This window comes from Aquimarina sp. AU119 (assembly GCF_900312735.1).
In the GTDB taxonomy this organism is placed as follows: domain Bacteria; phylum Bacteroidota; class Bacteroidia; order Flavobacteriales; family Flavobacteriaceae; genus Aquimarina; species Aquimarina algiphila.
This window is the reverse complement of record NZ_OMPF01000008.1, coordinates 27161-48784: the sequence shown is the minus strand read 5'-3', so window position 1 is coordinate 48784 and position 21624 is coordinate 27161. Positions and strand designations below refer to the sequence as shown.

Below are 21624 nucleotides of genomic sequence, written 5' to 3'. Positions count from 1 at the left end.
TAGAAATCGATCTCGATTTCTACCCCAAAACAATGTAAGAGGTAATTATTAATCCTAATGTTACGATAGTGTTAAACTCAATAAAAAATTAATAATAGATTGTTAAACCACTCTTTACTTAACAACTAATTAACAAAACTATATTGCTATTATTTTTAAGGACATGCTTTAGCTTCTTAAAAATTAACCCCTAATTCCAATTCAAAACCAAAATCTGTTTTATATACTTTGGATGTTTGAACTTGTTGAAATATATTGGCTCCCATAACAATCCCAAAGTCTTTAAAAGGGATAAGTTTTATCCCTTGTTTTGCGTTTATACCTATCAAAAAATTAGTCCGTTTCCTGTTTTCTGTGTTTCTTGTAACTTCAACACCTATTGGCACTCCAATACCTAAACCAACATATACTCCCGGGAACATTTTAAAATATCCATCAAAACCTGCTCCTAGTGCAAAATAATCAACAGATTTGTATCCTTTATTCCTCAATGACTCTGGCTTTATTTTATAGGTACTATACGATAATACAAACGGTAAAATAAAACGATCTTCACTATCTGAAAATCCTATATAACTAATGTTATACCCTTCTCTATTTTTACTAAAAAGTTGTTTATATGTAAAAATATCAAACCACTTACCCAATTTGGGTACTGTAGCCAAAGAAATTGGTTCTTTGGATGCCCTAAATTCTAATGTATCCTTTTCAGAAGTTTTATTTTCTTTATAGTTTTTTACAAAAAGTTGCATGCAATATTCTAATGTTGCTCTAATATTCTTTTCATGACTTTCAAATATTCCAGATGTATTCGATATGTCAAAAATCTGATCTTCGTAATGATTAATATTAAAAATTTCTTTTAATGAATTTTCTTCTTTTTCAAAGAAAATTAGATGCGCATATGCTCTTGTTGTTACAGTATTTATAGCACTTTGTGATTGCTGTATTTCTAATGCTTTAATTTTAATATAAATTGGCGTAGCTTCTTTTGAAAAAGGAAAAGAAACATCCATAAATTCCTGAATTGCTTTTGACGCATTTGGATTTAATATTACTGTACTTTGTTTTCCTGAGCTATTATCTACATTACCTAATGACTTTTCTTTTCTTTCGTCCCTTATATCCTTTACATATATTGATATATTATCTGTTTCAAAGAGAACTGTATTAAGACGAATCCTTTCTTGAGCGAATGTTGTAAAGGATATAACTAAAAGCAGTATTGTGCATTTATATTTCATAATCACTCAATTTTATAAATGACTACTATACACAACTTCGACTTCTTTAATCTCTGCTACGTCAAAGCGCAGTATTAAATTCTCAAAACTTAAACTTACGATATAGGCTTTTATCGTTTCATTGTTATCATCGATCATCAAAATATAACCACCATTATTATTTAATATCCAAGTTCCGGTTTCTATTGTATTTTCTGACTTAGAAACAAATGTTCCATCTTCCTTAAAATGTATATAATCATTCTTTTCTTTTTTGGATGGTGAATACTCTTTGCTCTTAATTTTATAACTATTCAAATGCCAGATTTCAAACAAATTAGTCTTGTCTATTTTTTGAGCATTGATAGTATTGATAAAAAAGATTAATCCTATTCCTATTAAAGCAAAGGCCATTTTGATTTTATATTCCATATCGTTATTCTAATGTTTTGAACAAAAATATAGATCGCAAAAAGTATGGTGTTTGTTCTTTTTGGACAAAAACAAAAAATTGATTTTGTTAAGAAAACTTAAGTTTAAAATGGATCAGAAAACTATAAGGTTACTTTTATAGATAGTAATGTTATGCAGAAAATTGAGCCTTAATGTATTGTATCTTTAGCTATGTATCAGTAAAACTCTACCAGCATGATACTATCACGATGGTAGAGTTTTATCTATTTAATATACTTATTCTTTTGATAATTGATCAACAAATTCTTCAAATTCCTTTTTGAAATCAACATATTTTTGACCTGTCGCGGGCCCATTAAAACCTGTATGGATTTTACGTACTTTCCCCTTTTTATCTATAAAAATGGTCGTAGGATAGGATAACACATGATTAAGCATAGGTAATTTCTCTTGTGCCTTTTGTTTGTCTGAGGTACCATATTGAGCAAGAAGAATTGGATATTCTACATTTAATTTTTCTTTCAGTCTCTTTATTGACTTAAAGGCCTTTTCTTCAGTTTTTGCATATTCAAAAGCTAAGGCGACAAGCTTTACATCTTCAGAAGTGTTACGATTATAAAAATCTACATAGTACTTAGTTTCATCCATACAATTTGGACACCAGGTACCCATAATCTGCACTACTACTACTTTGTTTTTAAACTGTTCATCCTGAAGTGAAACTTCTTTTCCATTGGTATCAGGAAAACTAAACGTCAAACTATCATACCCTTCTTTTAAGAACGTTAATGAATCTTCAGACGGTAATTTAAAGTGCTCATTTCTTTTGGCAACAAACGGTTCTTTCCAATGGTTTCCAGAATAGAAAGAGCCATTAAGGGTACTATCTGTTACTTGCGCTGTAAACAGAAATGCATGCGCACCATCAAAAGTAGATAATTGCAACTCATTATTATTCATTACTCCTTCTAAGTAACGGTAGTCCCCGGTGGTTGTTCTAAATGTTCCTGTAACAATATTTCCATTTTGTTTAAAAATCCCTTTAGCAATATATCTATCTTCTTTATTGTCTTCACTAAAAACAGCCTCCCAATTCCCTGTAATATTGTATTCTTCCTTTGATTCAATATCAAATCTATCCTGTTCTCCATATTTTGCTTCAAATGGTACTACTCTATCCAAACTTTCTTTAATAAAACTACCCGAAATTGTCACAGAATCTACAAATTTTGCTGCAACATATCCTTCAAATACAGGAAACTTGATGGTAATTGAATCTCCACTGACCACAACTTCATCAACATTTATAGTTTCTTCTGCATTAAAAATCTTTAAAGTATGATCTTCCATAACCTCCATTAAAAAAGGCAGTTTTTTATTGTCCTGAACTTCTAACGTTGCTCTCCAAGGACCACTTTTAAGATGCATTATTTTGTTGGTTTGATCTTTCTTACAAGAAGAAACAATAACTAAAGAGAATAAGATAAGTGTGATAATTCTTTTCATTATAGAAATTTTATAAAGAGTCCGGAAAGTTACTTAAAACTTACCGAATTATTTCAGTTCATTTTATATAAACATTTTGGTATCTGTTTATTTTAACAGGCAGATTCAATATATTATCTTTACCGACTGAATTAAGAAAGATCACAAATGAAGATTTCATATAACTGGCTAAAACAATTTGCTAACCTAGATTGGGATGCAGAAAAAACGGGCGAACTCCTTACTGATTTAGGACTAGAAGTTGAAGGAATAGAAGCTTACCAAAGTGTAAAAGGAGGTTTAGAAGGAGTTGTTGTAGGGCAAGTTCTTAACTGTGAGAAACATCCAAATGCAGATAAACTAAAAATCACAAAAGTTGATTTAGGAAATGGAGAACCTGTTCAGATTGTATGTGGAGCACCTAATGTATCTGCTGGCCAAAAAGTACCAGTTGCAACTATCGGAACTAAGCTTTATGACGATAAAGGTGAAGAATGGACTATAAAAAAAGGAAAAATCAGAGGCGAAGAAAGTCATGGAATGATTTGTGCCGAAGATGAATTAGGATTAGGAAAAAGTCATGACGGAATCATGGTTCTTAATTCTGACATTCCTGTTGGGACAAAGGCTGCAGAAATATTTGATATCGAAAATGACTATGTTTTTGAGATAGGACTAACTCCAAATCGTGCTGATGCAATGAGCCACTGGGGTACAGCAAGAGATCTAAAAGCTGGTCTACTTCAAAAAGATCTTAATATAGAACTTATTACTCCGTCTGTGAGTAATTTTAGAGTAGAAAATCGATTAAAGAAAATCGATATCGAAGTTACTAATCAAGATTTAGCACCTAGATATTGCGGTTTAACAATTTCTGATATTAAAGTAAAAGAATCTCCATCTTGGTTACAACATAGACTAAAAGCTATCGGAATAACCCCTAAAAATAATGTAGTCGATGTCACCAATTATGTATTACATGAGCTGGGGCAGCCTTTACATGCATTCGACGCACATTATATTGAAGGTGATAAAATTGAAGTAAAAACAGTAAAGGCAGGAACAAAGTTCACAACTCTGGATGAAGTAGAAAGAGAATTACACGAGGAAGATTTAATGATCTGTGATGCTGTAAAACCTCTTTGTATTGCAGGAGTATTTGGAGGAATGAACTCTGGAGTTTCAGAAACAACGACTTCTATTTTCTTGGAAAGTGCATATTTTAACCCCGTTAGTATTAGAAAGACGGCAAAAAGACATAGTCTAAATACAGACGCTTCTTTTAGATTTGAACGCGGTATTGATCCCAATATTACAGAGTACGCATTAAAAAGAGCCGCACTACTAATACAGGAACTTGCTGGTGGAAATATCTCTAGTGAAATACTAGATCTATATCCTAAAAAAATTGAAGATTTTCAAGTGTTTTTGTCTTTTGAAAACGCAACCAAACTTATTGGAGAAGAACTTCCTCAAGAAACTATAAAACAGATTCTAACCTCGTTAGATATCAAAATTAATAGCGTTACAGAAAGTGGGATTGGTCTTACCATTCCTTCTTATAGAAATGACGTACAAAGAGAAGCCGATGTTATAGAAGAAATTCTAAGAGTATACGGGTATAACAATATTGCATTTACTCAAAAATTAAATGCCTCGATCTCTAATATTGATAAATTTTCAGATCATAATGTGCAAAACATAATATCAAATCAACTGGCAGGGCAGGGATTTAATGAGATGATGGCAAACTCGCTTACTACACCAGAATATATTCATTTAAGCGAACAGTTAAAAACTGAAAATAATGTAGAAATGCTTAATCCGCTTAGTAATGATTTAGCAGTAATGCGACAGTCCATGCTCTTCTCTGGTTTAGAAGCTGTATCTTATAATAGTAACAGAAAAAGAGCAGATCTTAAATTTTTTGAATTCGGTAAAACTTATCATCATTATCAAGAAGATAGTAGAATAGAAAACAAGCATTTAAGTATCATTATTACAGGAAACCGGTCTAAAGAAAGTTGGAGAATTAATAACAGCTCCCAAGTTAGCGACTTCTTTTATTTAAAAGGTGTTGTATTATCTGTATTGGAACGCCTAGGTATAAACAGATTAAAAACAACTCCAATAAAAAACGATATATTTTCTGAAGGGATTTCATTAACTGTCGGAAAAGCTAAAGTTGTTGATTTTGGAATTATTAAAAAATCAATTCTTAAGCATTTTTCTATTGCTCAAGAAGTACTTTATGCTGATTTTAATTGGGATGCTGTTTTAGAGTATGCAAAACATAATAAAGTAAAGTATTCTGATATTTCAAAATTTCAAGAGGTACGTCGGGATTTTGCTCTTCTTTTGGATAATGATGTAAAATTTGAAGAAATTCATACCATTGCCAAACAGACCGAAAAACAACTATTAAAAGATATAAATTTGTTTGATGTTTATCAAGGTAAAAATCTACCTAAAGGTAAAAAATCATATGCAGTAAGCTTTACTCTACTTGACGAAAAGAAAACACTTACAGATAAACAAATTGACAAAATTATGAACAAACTACAACATAATTTTGAAAATAAACTAGGTGCAGAACTTAGATAAAACAACTTAGGATGCGCTTTAAAAATGCATCCTAAGTTGTTTAGAACTTCTAATTTGATACGACAAATTTGTGGATAATCATATTTTGTTGCATTTTTGGCGTGCCTAAACTTATTTTTTCTAACTAAACACTCAACCAAATGAAAAAAATCTATGTCATTTTTCTGGCAATTTTATCAATTAGTTTTGGATATTCACAAGACAAACTTTGGGAAGTTGATCTCAAAGAAACACTATACGAAGTAGGTTGGATCAAGCAATCTAATGATGGTCTTATTATCGCTTCTGGTGCAAAGGGTTTATTAGCCATGAACAACACCACTGGAGAAACCGTATGGCATAATAAGGAACTTAAAGCTGTTGATAAAAACACTTTTCTTACCATTGATGGTTTACCTCTTTTTTATGTTGAATATATACCACTAGCTGGTAAAACAAGAGGTATTATTATTAACTCTAGTAATGGAGACATTGTTTTTGATACTAAAGATGATGGTTATAGAATAAAAGACTTTACCATATTACAAAATAATGGTGTAATCCTTTTTGAACTGACTAAAGACAAAGAACGCTATCTTATGAGTTTCAGTCTAAAAACTTGGAAAAAAGAATGGATAACAGCGCTTGGAGAAAGTAAGGGCTTCATTAAAAGCCTTATTTCAAAAAGAAGTTTTATAGATCATGGACCATATTTTAACAAAGAGAATAATTTGATTATTGGTATCAAAAATCAAATATTTACTATAAATGGTACTAATGGAGAAATTGTATGGAAACACGAAGCTGATAAGCGAATTAAAGCATTAGTATATTCTGACATTAATAACAGCCTTTATCTTGGTATCAAAAAATCCAATAAACTTACAGTACTAGACCCTATAAATGGAAGTGATATAACTCCCGGTAAATTAAAACTACGAGGTACACTAATAGATGTACGTCCAGATGAAGCTAACAATCTAATTGTTGTAGAAACAGAAGGTTTTAATATTATTGATCCAAAAACAAATGTGTTTAAATGGAAAAAAAGCTTCAAAATAGATTTTCTAGACGAAGTAATTCCTCATCCAAAAGGTTTTATTGCCATTGGTAAGCATGAAAAAGATGGTACTATAGCTCTAGTTAATCCCGAAGGAGATAAAATCTGGGATAGTAAAGTTAAAGGGTATGCATATTATGTGACTCCTACAGAAAAAGGTATTATGTATGTATCTACTGAAAGATCAAATATTCTTGATTTTGTAAAAGGAAAAGATGTATGGGATAAAGATGTGAAATTTAAATCAATCCCGGCAGTTACTTATGATGAAAAGGAAGAAAAAGTAGTACTTTTTGAGAATAAAAAGGGATACAAATTTGATTTAAAATCTGGACAAATAGAATTATTTGCAGAAGATATCGCTCTAGAAAATGTAAAAAAGAAAACCCCACTTGTTGCAGAATATGTAAAAGATGGCGGATATCTATTATTTACCGAACAACATATCTCCTTGTTATCTCCTACAGGAACCTTAAAGTATACTCAGTATTATGAACCTGCATCTAGTCTAAAAGGTTTTGCACAAATGGCTGAAATAGGATTAGCAGTGGCTGGTGTAGATCTTGATATTGGTGGAGCTTTGGAAAATATTGATCAACTTTCTGCCTTGTCTAGTGGTGTTTACAGAAGATCAACAGATCAAAATGATGGTACAGCTACAGAATCTATGGTAGCTGGCTTATATGTTGGAGACGGTCAAAATATGGCTACTGTTTTTGAAATTACAAAAACCAGATACTCTAATTCAAAAAGTATTAAGGACCATCAATTTATAGTAGCAAAAATAAAAAGCGACACTGCTCCTACAAAGCATTCTATAAATATGATTAACAAAAAAACCGGAGCAATCGATAAACAAATTGATCTTTTAGATAAAACACCAAACTATCTAATAGATGTGATCGATGATGTTATTTTCATTAATGAAAAAAATCATTTGATTTCTTCTTATAAGTTTTAGAGATACTAAAATTTAAAACTTAATTTCAAAAGAGGCTGTTTTATGAAACAGTCTCTTTTTTTGATTTATTTGTATTTTACTTTTTTTGAAATTAATCACCATCCTATCGTACACAAATTAGTTCTAAAACTTATATCTTTATCCTAAAGCAGTAGATAAACTAATAAATGACATATAGGTGACATAGATATGTCGTAACAAAAATCGTGAGCTCTTGATAGCTTTGTTCTAAACAAAAATCAAAATTATGGAAGATCGATCAATAGCAAAAAACTTAGTATATCAACGTAAGTTAAAAGGATACACTCAAGAAGAACTCTCAGAACGAACTCACGTTACCATTCGAACTATTCAACGTATTGAAAAAGGTGAAGTAAATCCACATTTACAAACTGTCAAACTTCTTGCTACTGCGTTAGAAATCGAAGTTGATGACCTATTAATCTTAGAGGATCCAAAAGAAGAGACGATTCAGAAAAAATGGCTATTACTAATGCACGGAATTCCTATTTTAGGATTAGGTATTCCCTTATGCAATATATTGATTCCTTTATTTTTATGGATTCATAAAAGAGAGGATCATAAAATTTATGATATTCATGGAAGAGCAATTGTTAATTTTCAGATCACCATTACGATCCTATTTGTATTATCTCTTATCGCATTAGTAACCATACCTGGTGCCTTTTTCTTTTTTATTGCGGTTATCCCATTTAGTATTATTGTAATGATTAAAAATGTAATATCTGCTATAAATTCTCAAAAATGCTATTATCCACTCTCTATTCCTTTTATTAAAAAATAAAAAAATCAATAAAAACACTAAGCATTATATTTCTTTTGTACGTCATAAACTTCCCTAATAGTCTACTATACGAATCTCCTTATGAATTTGGAGTATTCAAAAAAATCCATAGTGATCGTCTCATACCCATTTGATCGTATTTCAAAAAACAGGAAAAGGAGTGATGATAATACTAGATAAATTATTCTTAAAGAACTTCTTAAAATTGTATTACATGACATTTATATTCCTTGGAAAGGAATATAAAATTATATGATATACAAAAAATAAAACACATATAATATTCTAATAAAAAAAGCCAGAATCGAATGATTCTAGCTTTTATATTTTCATAAGCTTTTAGTAATCTAGTTACCTCCTTCTAAAGCTTTTAATTTACTTTTCATTTCATCAGCTTTTGGATTGTCAAGCTGATAATAGATATTCATCAAAGTACGGATAGCCTCTACATTGTCTGGCTTACTTTTTAAGGCTCCTTCAAGATAAGGGACAGCATTTTTGTATATATTCTGTCTTTCTACCTTAAGTTCCTCATATCTTTTATTGTCTTTTGAAGATGTACCCAGACCATTCATTTCATCAACAATCTTAGTTTCTCCACCTAGGATAATAGAAGCAATATTAATTTGAGCTGCAGTATAATCTGGCTTCAATTCTAATGCTTTTTTATAATATCCTAATGCTTGGTCATTATCTCCAAGACGAGATGCACTAACACCTAAATTATAAAGTAAGTCTGGATTCTCAGGATCATTAGCAACAATCTGCTCCATAATTTCTTTATACTTAGCGATGTTTCCTAACTTATAATATACATCAGCTTCAGCTTGCATTAAAGCTGCATCATTAGGATTTTCTTTTTTTGCATCACTTATAGCAGCTACAGCTTCTTCATCTTTTCCTTGACTCATATAGATCAATGCTATATTTTTAGCAATCTCTCCTTTTTTAGATTCAGAAGTGCGAGTTTCTGGTTTGATGTATGAACCAGATTTCACAGATGCATCTCTAATCAATTTTGAATCAAAAGGCTCTACTTTACCTGTTGCTTTATCTGTTGCAACAAATTCAGTTTTAATACCACTAAAATTAAGTTCTTTTAACTCTTTGTAGTATAATAATGCTTTATCATAATCTTTTGCATTAACAGAATTACCAGCAGCATAATATAAATATGTTGTATCTGCTTTATTGGTTTTATATCCTAAATATAATTTTTCTGCTGCACCTTTATAGTTTTTAGCATTTTGATCTTTAATTGCATTTTCTATTAAAGCTTGACGCAATAACTGCAATTTTTGGCTAGCATCTGCAGTATACTTAGATCCACCTGCCGTTTTTTCAATCTCTATTGATTTATTATAAGCATCTGCAGCAGCTTCTACTTTCTCTAAAGATTCTCCAGACGAAGATGCCAAGACCTGACCTTTAAAGAAATAAAATTGAGCTTTCATTTTTTCATCAGCCATATCTAACTGCCCCTCTGCAGCTTTCAATGCATCACTAGCAACATCCATATTTCCGGATTTAAGCGCCTTTGCAGCAGCTTTTAATGCTTGTTTTTGAGAAAATCCAATAGCACTAACTGCTAAGAACAGTACTACGATAAATTTAGTCTTCATTACTTGAGTTTTTAAAATGGGATTTAATTATTGTTTCGTTTTATCATCAATATTCGTGCCATCTGAAGCATTATCAGCATCTGTCATAGGAGAATCTACATCTTCTACAATTTCTGCATCATCTATATCGTCTTCATCATGCATAACTTTTGCTACTGCCGCAATAGAATCTTTACCTTTTAAGTTAATTAAACGTACTCCCTGAGTTGCACGTCCCATCACCCGCAAATCTTCTACGGCTAACCTAATAGCTATTCCTGATTTATTTATAATCATCAGATCATCAAGATCAGTAACATTTTTAATAGCTACCAGATTACCTGTTTTGTCGGTTACAGAAATAGTCTTAACTCCTTTACCTCCTCTATTCGTAATTCGATAATCTTCTAGCTTTGAACGTTTTCCGTATCCGTTCTCTGAAACCACTAAGATATTACTTTCCATCTCATTTACAGCAACCATACCAATTACTTCATCTTTTTCATCTGCTAATCGTATACCTCTTACACCTGAAGCACCACGTCCCATAGGTCTCGTTTTCTCTTCTTCAAAACGAATAGCCTTACCTGATCGTACTGCTAGCATCACCTGACTTTTACCATCTGTTAGCTTAGCCTCTAGAAGTTCATCATCATCTTTAATGGTAATTGCGTTTATACCATTTGTTCTTGGTCTGGAGTATTGTTCTAAAGATGTCTTTTTGACCTGACCTTTTTTCGTTGCCATAATGACATAATGAGAATTAATGTACTCTTCATCTTTAAGATCTTGAGTACAAATAAAAGCTTTCACTTTATCATCACTATGAATATTAATCAAGTTTTGTATCGCTCTACCTTTTGATGTTTTACTTCCTTCTGGTATTTCATATACTCTCATCCAGAAACATTTTCCTTTTTGTGTAAAGAATAACATATACTGATGATTAGTCCCTACAAACAAGTGCTCAAGAAAATCTTCATTACGTGTAGTACTTCCTTTTTGTCCTACTCCTCCTCTATTTTGTTTCTTGTATTCATTAAGAGATGTTCTTTTGATATAACCTGCATGCGAAATCGTAATTACTACTTTTTCATCAGGAATCATATCTTCAATACTTAAATCTCCTCCAGCATATTCTATCTGAGAACGACGTTCATCACCGTATTTTTCTTTTATTTCAGCAAGTTCTTCTTTGATAATTGTCATTCTACGATCTTTCTTCTCCAAGATATCCTTAAGATCTTCGATAGTCTTCATCAAATCTTCATACTCTGCACGTAACTTATCTTGCTCCAGACCAGTTAACTGACGTAATCGCATCTCTACGATTGCTTTAGCCTGTATCTCAGATAGCTTAAAACGTTCAATAAGCTTTTCACGAGCCTCATCAGCATTAGAAGAAGCACGGATTAAAGCAATAACTTCATCAATATTATCAGAAGCAATGATTAAACCTTCTAAAATATGAGCTCTTTCTTCTGCCTTTCTTAATTCATATTTTGTACGACGAACAACAACCTCATGTCTATGTTCTACAAAATAATGAATCATTTCTTTTACATTCAACAACTGTGGCCTTCCATTAACAAGTGCAATATTATTAACACTAAAAGAAGACTGTAATGCGGTATACTTGTATAAAAGATTTAAAACGATATTAGGTATAGCATCACGTTTTAATACGTATACAATACGCATCCCTTTTCTATCAGACTCATCTCTGATCGTAGAAATACCATCTATCTTTTTGTCATTAACCAGATCTGCAGTCTTTTTAATCATATCTGCTTTATTGACCTGATAAGGAATTTCAGAAACAATGATACATTCTCTACCATTTACTTCTTCAAAACTTGCTTTTGCCCGGATAACAATACGTCCTCTACCTGTTTTAAAGGCTTCTCTAACCCCATCATATCCATAAATTGTACCTCCTGTAGGGAAGTCAGGAGCCTTTATATGCTGTATTAACTCATCTATTTCGATGTCGTTATTATCGATATAAGCTACCGTACCATCTACAACTTCAGTCAAATTATGAGGAGGCATATTTGTGGCCATACCAACCGCAATACCAGAAGCTCCATTAATCAAGAGTCCTGGAACCCTTGTTGGTAAAACTGTAGGTTCTTGTAGTGTATCATCAAAATTAAATGTATGATCTACGGTTTCTTTTTCTATATCTGCAAGCATATCTTCAGATATCTTTCTCATTCTTGCCTCTGTATAACGCATAGCAGCAGGACTATCTCCATCTACAGAACCAAAGTTACCTTGACCATCAACTAACATATACCTTAAACTCCATTCCTGAGCCATACGTACCATTGTGTCATATACCGAGGTATCTCCATGAGGGTGATATTTACCAAGTACCTCACCTACAATTCTTGCAGACTTCTTATGGGCACTACTGGCTTTAACACCCAGTTCATACATACCATATAATACACGCCTATGTACAGGCTTAAGACCGTCTCTAACATCTGGAAGTGCACGAGAAACAATAACCGACATTGAGTAATCAATGTAGGCAGATTTCATCTCATCCTCGATGTTGATGGGTATAAGCTTTTCTCCTTCAGCCATAAAAAATTTATTTTATTCTAAAATTGATTAATTAAACGGGCTAATTTAAGTAAATTAAGACGGTTTTAACAGCTATTGACCTATGTAATATACGTAATTTATTAACAATGATCAGGATGTATATGGTTAATAAGTCTACTATCTTAGGTTTTGATTATTAAAGCTTTTTTTGTCTATTTACCATTAGAAGTAAAAAACATTAACAAAAACTACTTGTTTGAGTGACTGTTTTTGAAAGAAAGGAATTACATGACAAAATTTCCTATTCAGTATAGATATATGTTAATCATCGATTAAAAGGAATAGTTTTTGTCAATGTAATTCTAAAAATTACTATTTTAGTTATAAAGAAAAAGAAAGAGTATAATTTATGGATGATAATTTTTCACCCAGAGTTAAAGATGTTATTGCTTACAGTAAAGAAGAAGCTCTTAGATTGGGGCACGATTTTATTGGTACAGAACATCTTATGTTAGGATTATTACGTGATGGAAGTGGGAAAGCAATTAGTATCCTTGATGCGTTAGATATAGATTTGACTAATTTAAGAAGAAAAGTTGAAATCCTTAGCCCTGCAAATCCTGATATAGCGGTGGCCTCAAATGAAAAAAAGAATTTACATTTAACTAGACAAGCAGAAAGAGCATTAAAAACTACTTTTTTGGAAGCAAAACTATTTCAAAGTTCTTCTATTAATACTGCTCATCTTCTGTTATGTATTCTAAGAAATGAAAATGACCCAACTACAAAGCTTTTAAATCGTTTAAAAGTGGATTATGATAACGTTAAAGACCAATTTAAGTTTATGATAACGAACGAAGAAGAATATATAGATAACCCAAAAGCAGAATCTTTCTCTGAAGATGATGATGATTTGACAGGGGATGCGTCTAAAGAAAACCCTTTTAATTCTCCATCTGGAGGAAATAAAGCGGGTAAAAAATCAAAAACTCCTGTTCTAGATAATTTTGGAAGAGACCTTACTGCAATGGCAGAAGAAGGTAAATTGGATCCCGTTGTCGGTCGATCAAAAGAAATAGAACGTGTTTCCCAGATTCTTAGTAGACGTAAGAAAAACAACCCTTTATTAATAGGAGAGCCTGGAGTTGGTAAATCCGCTATAGCCGAAGGACTTGCCCTAAGAATTGTACAACGAAAAGTCTCTAGAATATTATTTGACAAAAGAGTAGTTACTCTTGACTTAGCTAGCCTTGTTGCCGGAACCAAATACAGAGGTCAATTCGAAGAACGAATGAAGGCTGTTATGAATGAACTAGAAAAGAATGATGATATTATTCTTTTCATAGATGAAATTCACACTATTGTAGGTGCCGGAGGAGCAACCGGAAGTCTTGATGCTTCAAATATGTTCAAACCTGCTTTAGCAAGAGGTGAAATTCAATGTATAGGAGCTACAACTTTAGACGAATATCGACAGTATATCGAAAAAGATGGAGCTTTAGAAAGAAGGTTTCAAAAAGTAATTGTAGAACCTACTAACATAGAAGAAACTATAGAAATCCTTAATAATATTAAGGAGAAATATGAGGAGCATCACAATGTTAGCTATACACCAGAAGCTATAAAAGCTTGTGTGAAGCTAACCAATAGATATATGACAGATCGTTTTCTTCCAGATAAAGCTATAGATGCTCTGGATGAAGCAGGCTCCAGAGTTCATATTACTAATATCGACGTTCCTAAGAAAGTTTTAGATTTAGAAAAAAAATTAGAGGAAGTTAGAGAACTCAAAAATAGCGTTGTCAAGAAACAGAAATATGAAGAGGCTGCGAAACTTAGAGATGATGAGAAAAATCTTGAAAAAGAATTAGGAGTTGCTCAAGAACAATGGGAAAAAGAATCGAAACTACATAAAGAAACAGTAGATGAAGAAAATGTTGCTGATGTAGTTTCTATGATGACAGGAATTCCTGTAAATCGTATTGCCCAAACAGAAAGCAATAAACTAGCGGAGTTACCAAGCCTTATTATGGGTAAAGTTATTGGGCAAGACGAAGCTGTTACTAAGGTCGTAAAAGCAATACAACGTAATCGTGCAGGACTTAAAGACCCAAACAAACCGATTGGATCCTTTATATTTCTTGGACAAACAGGAGTTGGTAAAACTCAATTAGCAAAAGTATTAGCTAGAGAACTTTTTGATAGTGAAGATACACTCATTCGTATAGACATGAGTGAATACATGGAAAAATTTGCTGTTTCAAGGCTTATAGGAGCTCCTCCGGGATATGTTGGCTATGAAGAAGGTGGACAACTTACAGAAAAAGTAAGAAGAAAACCATATGCTGTCATTTTATTAGATGAAATCGAAAAAGCACATCCTGATGTTTTTAACATGATGCTTCAAGTTTTAGATGATGGATATTTGACAGATAGTTTGGGTCGTAAAATCGATTTTAGAAACGCTATAATTATAATGACCTCTAATATTGGAGCTCGTAAATTAAAAGATTTTGGACAAGGAGTAGGATTCGGAACTACAGCCAAGAAATCTCAGGCAGAAGATTATGCAAAAGGAGTTATCGAAAATGCTTTAAAAAAGGCATTTGCTCCCGAATTTTTAAATCGAGTAGATGATGTTGTAGTTTTTAATGCTTTAGAAAGAGAAGATATTCATAAAATTATTGATATCGAACTTGATAAGCTATACGGAAGAATCAAAAGCCTTGGATATGATTTATCCCTTAGTGAAAAAGCTAAGGATTACATAACAGAAAAAGGGTTTGATAAACAATATGGAGCAAGACCACTAAAAAGAGCTATTCAGAAATATATAGAAGATGCTTTGGCTGAAGAGATTATAAATGCTCAACTACAGGAAGGTGATAGTATTTTCATGGATATGGATGATGATTCTGGAGAACTTACAATAACCATTAAGAAAGCTGAAAAATCAGCTGAATCTTAAAAACAAACTGAATTATAATTAAAAAAGACTACTATATAGCTATAGTAGTCTTTTTTTTACTTAATCTATTGACGACTAAAAATTTATAATTTTTTAAGTTTATCTTTGTTAGACTAACAAATCAATTTAATGATTACATCTTTTGATTTCAACTTTGGTATAGTTGAAGTACATAATGACTATATTTTGTCAGTCATGAAAGAAGGAGTCACTGTTTTCTCAAAATACAATGACCTTCTAAAAATGGGAGCTAATCAATACTACAAAAACAAGCCTTTTGTATATATAACAAATAGAATAAATTCATATTCTGTAGATCCCGCTATCCATATGGAGATGTCTAAAATAAAAAATTTGATTGGAGTTGCCGTAATATCCAGCGATCCTAGACAAAAAATGCAAACCAAATTAGAAAAATCACTTTTCAAAAAAGAATTCAAATTATTCGAAACTCTGGAACAAGCTTTAGAGTGGAAAAATGAAATTTTGAAAAAGCATATTCGTGATTCAAAAGATCTTAATTAAACAAAAACTCTACTATTTTTAATATATTCGTCATTCACAATAAGGGAAAAACACTTTTTTTTCATCTTATTTAAAGATTAAACTCATATCTTTAAAAAGCTAAGGCATACTAAATGGTTACTTCATATAATTTTGATTTTTGTCATATAGAAATTTATAATGACTATATAAAAGCTGTAATGAAAGCTGGAATTACAGTTTCTCCTGAGCACAATACCATTTTATTACAAGTTGTAGAAAAACATTTTAAAAATAAACCTTTTGTATATCTTACCCATAGGATTAACTCCTATGCTGTAAATCCAACCATATATTTAGAGACGGCTAAAATCAAAAACTTAGTAGGATTTGCTGTTGTATCAAACGATCCGAAACAAATCATGCAAACTAAAGTTGAAAAAATATTTTTCGGAAAGGAATTTAAACAATTTGACACTATAGAAGCTGCATTAAACTGGAAAAATGAAATCATTAAAAAATATAAGGATTAATCAACCCCTATCAAAAAATATATAAATACAAAAAGAGCAGTTATCTATAATGACTGCTCTTTTTTTATATTAGATTTCAAGCTTATTTACTTAGCTATATTTACCGCTCTTGTTTCTCTTATCACTGTTACTTTTACCTGACCTGGATATGTCATATCTGTTTGGACTTTTTGAGAAATTTCAAATGAAAGACTAGCTGCTTTTTCATCATTTACTTTTTCACTTTCTACAATTACTCGTAATTCTCTTCCTGCTTGAATTGCATACGCTTTTTTAACTCCATCAAATCCAAAGGCTATACCTTCTAAATCCTTTAGTCTTTGTATATAAGAATCTAACACCTGACGTCTTGCTCCTGGTCTTGCTCCACTAATCGCATCACAAACCTGAACTATTGGAGAAATCAAAGAAGTCATTTCTACTTCATCATGGTGAGCACCAATCGCATTACAAACTTCTTTCTTTTCACCGTATTTTTCTGCCCATTGCATTCCTAATATAGCATGCGGCACCTCGGTTTCAGTATCAGGAACTTTCCCAATATCATGAAGCAACCCTGCCCTCTTCGCTAGTTTAGGATTTAATCCTAATTCTGCAGCCATTACTCCACATAATTTTGCTACTTCTCTAGAATGCTGTAAAAGATTTTGCCCATAAGAAGATCTGTATTTCATTCTTCCTATAGTCTTAATTAACTCTGGATGTAATCCATGTATTCCAAGATCGATTACGGTACGTTTTCCTACTTCGATGATTTCTTCATCAATTTGTTTTCTGGTTTTTCTTACAACCTCTTCAATTCGCGCTGGATGAATCCTTCCATCGGTTACTAATTTATGTAAAGATAAACGAGCTACTTCTCTCCTTACAGAATCAAAACATGATAAGATAATAGCTTCTGGGGTATCATCAACTATAATTTCTACTCCGGTTGCAGCTTCAATTGCTCTGATATTTCTTCCTTCTCGACCTATAATTCTACCTTTTACATCATCACTTTCGATATTAAATACAGAAACACAGTTCTCTATTGCTTCTTCTGTCCCAATTCTTTGAATTGTATTAATAATGACTTTTTTAGCTTCTTGCTGTGCAGTTAATTTAGCTTCTTCTATGGTGTCTTGAATCACGGCCATGGCATCAGTTTTTGCCTGTCCTTTTAAAGATTCTACCAACTGTTCTTTTGCCTCTTCTGCAGACAAACCTGATATCACTTCTAATTGCTGTACCTGGCTTTTATGTAATTTTTTAAGTTCACTTTGTTTCTTTTCTAAATAATCTTGACGTTGTTGTGTCTCTTTTATTTTTTCTTCTAACTCTGTGTTTAGCTTTTTACTTTTTGATAATTCATTAGAAACTTGAGATTCTTTATCTCTAGTTCTCTTCTCGGCTTCTGCAATTTTTTTATCTCTGGATAATATTACTTTTTCATGTTCAGATTTTAACTCTATAAATCTTTCTTTAGCTTGTAAAATTTTATCCTTTTTAATGGTCTCCCCTTCGCTTTTTGCGTCTCTTATTATGCTTTCAGAAGTTTTCTTAGCACTTTTAATCATTTCTGATGCTTTGCTGCGCTCCAAGACTTTAGCGATGATAAATCCTATCACCAATCCTGCGATCCCGGCAACTATCAAAAATATAATATTATTATCCATAATTTGTGTTAGTGTTTGTATATAAAAAAAGCCTGCACTAGCAAAGGTTCTGTATAAACTCTGTAAAAACAGGTTTAGGGCTAACAAATTGCTCAAGAATCCGCTCTATGGCGGCGCGCTTTTACAACTTAAACTCACCCTTTTTAAATAATTCTTGTTGAGTTTATCAAAATAACAACTAGTGCAGGCAGTAACCTTTATTTATTTTAAAGAACGTTATGATAAATGATCATGTAGCAAATCGTTTAATTCATTCAATCTATTTGCCACATTAATCATATCATCATCTTTATCTATAGTCTTTTGTTCTACTTGTGCAGCAAATTGCAAAGCACACATTGCTAATACATCTTGCTTATCTCTAACCGCATAACTTTGCTCAAATTGCTTAATCATAACTTCTATCTTTTTTGCAGCCTTCCGTAAACCTTCCTCTTGATCAGGGTTAATTGTCAATGGATACACTCTGTCTGCAATAGATAATTTAATTTTAAGCTTATCTGCCATACTTTATTTACTCGGAGAGTTGAGCAATACACATATCAATCTCTCTTATTAAAGCGTTTATTTTGAGCTTTGTTTCTCTTTTATGTTCGTCACTGCCTAGCATTGCATTAGCATTTTTGAGGGCACTGAATTTTTCTTCCCAATGCTTTAATTGATCTGCCTGATCCTCTGAATTGGACTCTAATGCAACAATTTTCTCTTTTAGATCTGTATTTTGTTGTTTCAATAATTCATGCTTATGAAGCAACTTACTTATTCTATTTTCAAGAGAATCAATAATTTCAATTAAATCACTCATTGATAACTTTTACACAATACTTCGTTACACAAAGTTAACATACCAATTGAAAAAACCCAATAGTTTTTAAACTAATTTTAATGCTATCCCTTATTATACTTCAATCTTTAATATTTCTTCTACTTTAGTCAAGGATGATGCTATTATCTGATGCATATCATAGTAACGATATTCTGCTAATCTTCCGCCAAAAATAACATGTTTAGATTTCTTTGATTCTTCTTTGTACTTCTTAAACACATCTTGATTCCTATCGTTATTAATTGGATAATATGCTTCTTTACCTCTATCCCAACTTTCGGGGTATTCTCTTGTTATGATTGTTTTATCCTGTTTTCCAAATTCGAAATGTTTGTGTTCTATAATCCTAGTAAACTTGTACTCTGAATCATTATAATTAACAACTGCATTTCCCTGATAATTTTCTACATCATGCAATTCATGCTCAAATCGTAATGACCTATATTCTAATTGTCCATACTTATAATCAAAAAACTCATCTATCTTACCTGTATAAACCACTTTATCTGCCAAAGATTCTAACGCTACTCTATCTTCAAAAAAATCAATGTTAGTTTTTGTTTCGATACCTTCTAATAAACCATTAATGATAGTATTGTAACCTCCAATTGGTATGCCTTGATAAATATCATTAAAATAATTATTATTATATGTATATCTAACTGGCAACCTTTTAATAATAAAAGCCGGTAAATCTGTGGCTTTAGTCCCCCATTGTTTCTCTGTATACTCTTTGATAAAGGTTTCATAAATATCTTTACCTATTAATGATAAGGCTTGTTCCTCAAGATTTTTAGGAGATTTCACACCATATTCCTTTATCTGCCCATCAATTATCTCTTTTGCTTCCCGAGGTGTTTTGGTCCCCCATAATTGATAAAAAGTATTCATGTTAAACGGTAAGTTATATAACTTTCCTTTTGACAATGATAGAGGAGAATTTATATAATTATTAAATGTTGCAAATTGATTTACATAATCCCAAATTCGCTTATCATTTGTATGAAAAATATGAGCCCCATACTTATGTACATTAATTCCTTCTTTTTGTTCACAATATACATTGCCTCCAAGATGTTCTCGTTTATCAATTACCAAACATTTTTTATTGTGTTTGGTCATTTCGTGAGCAAAAACACTTCCAAATAATCCTGCCCCTACAATCAGATAATCATATTTTTTTTCTTTCACTCTACTTGTTTTTTCTTAAGAAGCTTCTATTTCAATTTCAATTTTCAAAACTAATACATTTATAGCTAATTTACGTGCATATTTATAAGATGAAAAAATCACAACTTGATAATCCTTATATGATAGGGTATAAAAAATAAAATGTATGTATCTTTCAAGCCACAAATCGATATATTTATATGATGGGATATTTTATTTCCAGAAATTACAAATCTCTTTTTAATGCTGCTGGAAAAGCAAAAACGGATTGTGAGTCTATTCTTGCGCAAATGGGATTCAAAAATCTCGGATTCAAACAATCTTCAATACCTAATTCTGCAATAGGTACTATCAAAAACTTTTTAGGCATAACATATGCTTTATTAAGATTACCATATAAAAGCACATTATGCACTCAATACCCGTTAAATAAATTTAGAGGGTATGTCTTATTCATGGCAAAGCTCAAAAAGTGTAAAATTATTACTATAGTTCATGATGTTCGATTTTTAAAAGGAAGAACTGGTAATGCAGATAAAGAATTAAAGAAAATTATTACATCCAATGCCATTATTGTTCATAACGATGCTATGAAAAACTGGTTTCTTGAACAAGGTGTTAAAATACCTATTATTGTACTCGGTATCTTTGATTATATTCTCAAAGATGGACTTCCTGATCAAAATGACAATAACCAGGGAGAAAAACCTCATGAAATAGTGTATGCAGGCGGATTTGGTGAAGGTAAAAACTCTTACATATACGATCTTGATACTCTTAATGAAAAGAATTTTAAGATGAACCTATATGGTATAGGTTTTGATTATCAAAAACTCAAAGTTTCTAAAGAAGAATCTGTTCTATCCTATGAAGGTGCATTTCCTTCTGATGTCGTGGCCTATCATATCAAAGGTTCATTTGGGCTAGTCTGGGATGGTATTTCAACAGAAGAATGTAGTGGACAATATGGACAGTATCTCAAGTACAACAATCCACACAAAACTTCCTTGTATATCTTATGCGGATTGCCAGTTATTGTTTGGGATCAAGCAGCTATCAGTTCATTTATTAAAGAAAATAATATTGGCTTTACGATATCTAATTTAGATCAATTGAGTGATATTCTTGATAATTTATCAGTAGAAGAATATAAAGAAATGAAAAGTAACGTTAATAATGTTAGAACCAAAATCATTTCTGGTGGGTATTTAAACGACGCAGTTAATCAAGCATTAAAAATTACCTAACCTACCAAAAAAATAAGTAGTTTTATAGACAATTGACAAACATTCATATATTTTCCC

The 21624-nt window shown here is 31.7% G+C and carries 16 protein-coding genes and 1 other RNA gene; 7 read left to right on the top strand and 10 right to left on the bottom strand.

Annotated elements, in window-relative coordinates; translation table 11 throughout:
- Positions 1-176 precede the first annotated feature (176 nt).
- From DK442_RS07825 to DK442_RS07815, 3 genes are all read right to left on the bottom strand, one after another.
- Complete coding sequence (locus tag DK442_RS07825; RefSeq protein WP_109435307.1) at positions 177-1244, bottom strand: hypothetical protein; 1068 nt, start codon at positions 1242-1244, stop codon at positions 177-179.
- A gap of 12 nt (positions 1245-1256) precedes the next feature.
- Positions 1257-1655 (bottom strand): lipocalin family protein, encoded by a 399-nt coding sequence (locus DK442_RS07820; RefSeq protein ID WP_109435306.1) that lies wholly within the window; start codon positions 1653-1655, stop codon positions 1257-1259.
- Between the two features lie 258 nt (positions 1656-1913).
- Positions 1914-3143, bottom strand: a complete 1230-nt coding sequence (locus DK442_RS07815) for a peroxiredoxin (protein ID WP_109435305.1) — start codon at positions 3141-3143, stop codon at positions 1914-1916.
- A gap of 147 nt (positions 3144-3290) precedes the next feature.
- Between DK442_RS07815 and pheT the strand changes: the two genes are divergently transcribed.
- From pheT to DK442_RS07800, 3 genes are all read left to right on the top strand, one after another.
- On the top strand, positions 3291-5726 hold the full coding sequence (gene pheT / locus DK442_RS07810; RefSeq protein WP_109435304.1) for a phenylalanine--tRNA ligase subunit beta: 2436 nt from the start codon (positions 3291-3293) through the stop codon (positions 5724-5726).
- Positions 5727-5866: 140 nt separating this feature from the next.
- Positions 5867-7726 (top strand): PQQ-binding-like beta-propeller repeat protein, encoded by a 1860-nt coding sequence (locus tag DK442_RS07805; RefSeq protein WP_109435303.1) that lies wholly within the window; start codon positions 5867-5869, stop codon positions 7724-7726.
- A 247-nt stretch (positions 7727-7973) separates the two neighbouring features.
- Entirely contained in the window at positions 7974-8531 is a 558-nt protein-coding gene (locus tag DK442_RS07800; protein ID WP_109435302.1) for a helix-turn-helix domain-containing protein, read from the top strand.
- 347 nt (positions 8532-8878) lie between these two features.
- On the opposite strand, the gene DK442_RS07795 is transcribed toward DK442_RS07800, so the two are convergent.
- Together DK442_RS07795 and gyrA are read right to left on the bottom strand one after the other, a co-directional pair.
- On the bottom strand, positions 8879-10153 hold the full coding sequence (locus DK442_RS07795; protein ID WP_109435301.1) for a tetratricopeptide repeat protein: 1275 nt from the start codon (positions 10151-10153) through the stop codon (positions 8879-8881).
- A gap of 27 nt (positions 10154-10180) precedes the next feature.
- Complete coding sequence (gene gyrA, locus DK442_RS07790; RefSeq protein WP_109435300.1) at positions 10181-12724, bottom strand: DNA gyrase subunit A; 2544 nt, start codon at positions 12722-12724, stop codon at positions 10181-10183.
- Positions 12725-13094: 370 nt separating this feature from the next.
- On the opposite strand from gyrA, the gene DK442_RS07785 reads away from it, so the two are divergent.
- From DK442_RS07785 to DK442_RS07775, 3 genes are all read left to right on the top strand, one after another.
- Positions 13095-15653: an ATP-dependent Clp protease ATP-binding subunit gene (locus tag DK442_RS07785; RefSeq protein WP_109435299.1), complete on the top strand. Its 2559-nt coding sequence runs from the start codon at positions 13095-13097 to the stop codon at positions 15651-15653.
- A gap of 129 nt (positions 15654-15782) precedes the next feature.
- Positions 15783-16178 (top strand): STAS/SEC14 domain-containing protein, encoded by a 396-nt coding sequence (locus tag DK442_RS07780; RefSeq protein ID WP_109435298.1) that lies wholly within the window; start codon positions 15783-15785, stop codon positions 16176-16178.
- 113 nt (positions 16179-16291) lie between these two features.
- Positions 16292-16669, top strand: coding sequence for a hypothetical protein (locus tag DK442_RS07775; protein WP_109435297.1), 378 nt, complete (start codon positions 16292-16294; stop codon positions 16667-16669).
- Positions 16670-16755: 86 nt separating this feature from the next.
- Here the strand turns inward: DK442_RS07775 and rny are convergent, their stop codons facing one another.
- The 5 genes from rny to glf all read right to left on the bottom strand — a co-directional run bounded on the left by rny (position 16756) and on the right by glf (position 20341).
- The gene (gene rny / locus DK442_RS07770; RefSeq protein ID WP_109435373.1) at positions 16756-18324 is read right to left on the bottom strand and encodes a ribonuclease Y; all 1569 of its coding nucleotides are present in this window, start codon (positions 18322-18324) and stop codon (positions 16756-16758) included.
- 55 nt (positions 18325-18379) lie between these two features.
- A non-coding RNA gene (gene ssrS, locus DK442_RS07765) (6S RNA) lies at positions 18380-18487 on the bottom strand.
- Positions 18488-18540: 53 nt separating this feature from the next.
- The gene (locus tag DK442_RS07760; RefSeq protein ID WP_109435296.1) at positions 18541-18831 is read right to left on the bottom strand and encodes a cell division protein ZapA; all 291 of its coding nucleotides are present in this window, start codon (positions 18829-18831) and stop codon (positions 18541-18543) included.
- Between the two features lie 7 nt (positions 18832-18838).
- Positions 18839-19129 (bottom strand): hypothetical protein, encoded by a 291-nt coding sequence (locus DK442_RS07755; protein WP_109435295.1) that lies wholly within the window; start codon positions 19127-19129, stop codon positions 18839-18841.
- 93 nt (positions 19130-19222) lie between these two features.
- On the bottom strand, positions 19223-20341 hold the full coding sequence (gene glf / locus DK442_RS07750) for a UDP-galactopyranose mutase (RefSeq protein ID WP_109435294.1): 1119 nt from the start codon (positions 20339-20341) through the stop codon (positions 19223-19225).
- Positions 20342-20520: 179 nt separating this feature from the next.
- Between glf and DK442_RS07745 the strand changes: the two genes are divergently transcribed.
- Complete coding sequence (locus tag DK442_RS07745; protein WP_160114083.1) at positions 20521-21567, top strand: beta-1,6-galactofuranosyltransferase; 1047 nt, start codon at positions 20521-20523, stop codon at positions 21565-21567.
- Positions 21568-21624 lie beyond the last annotated feature (57 nt).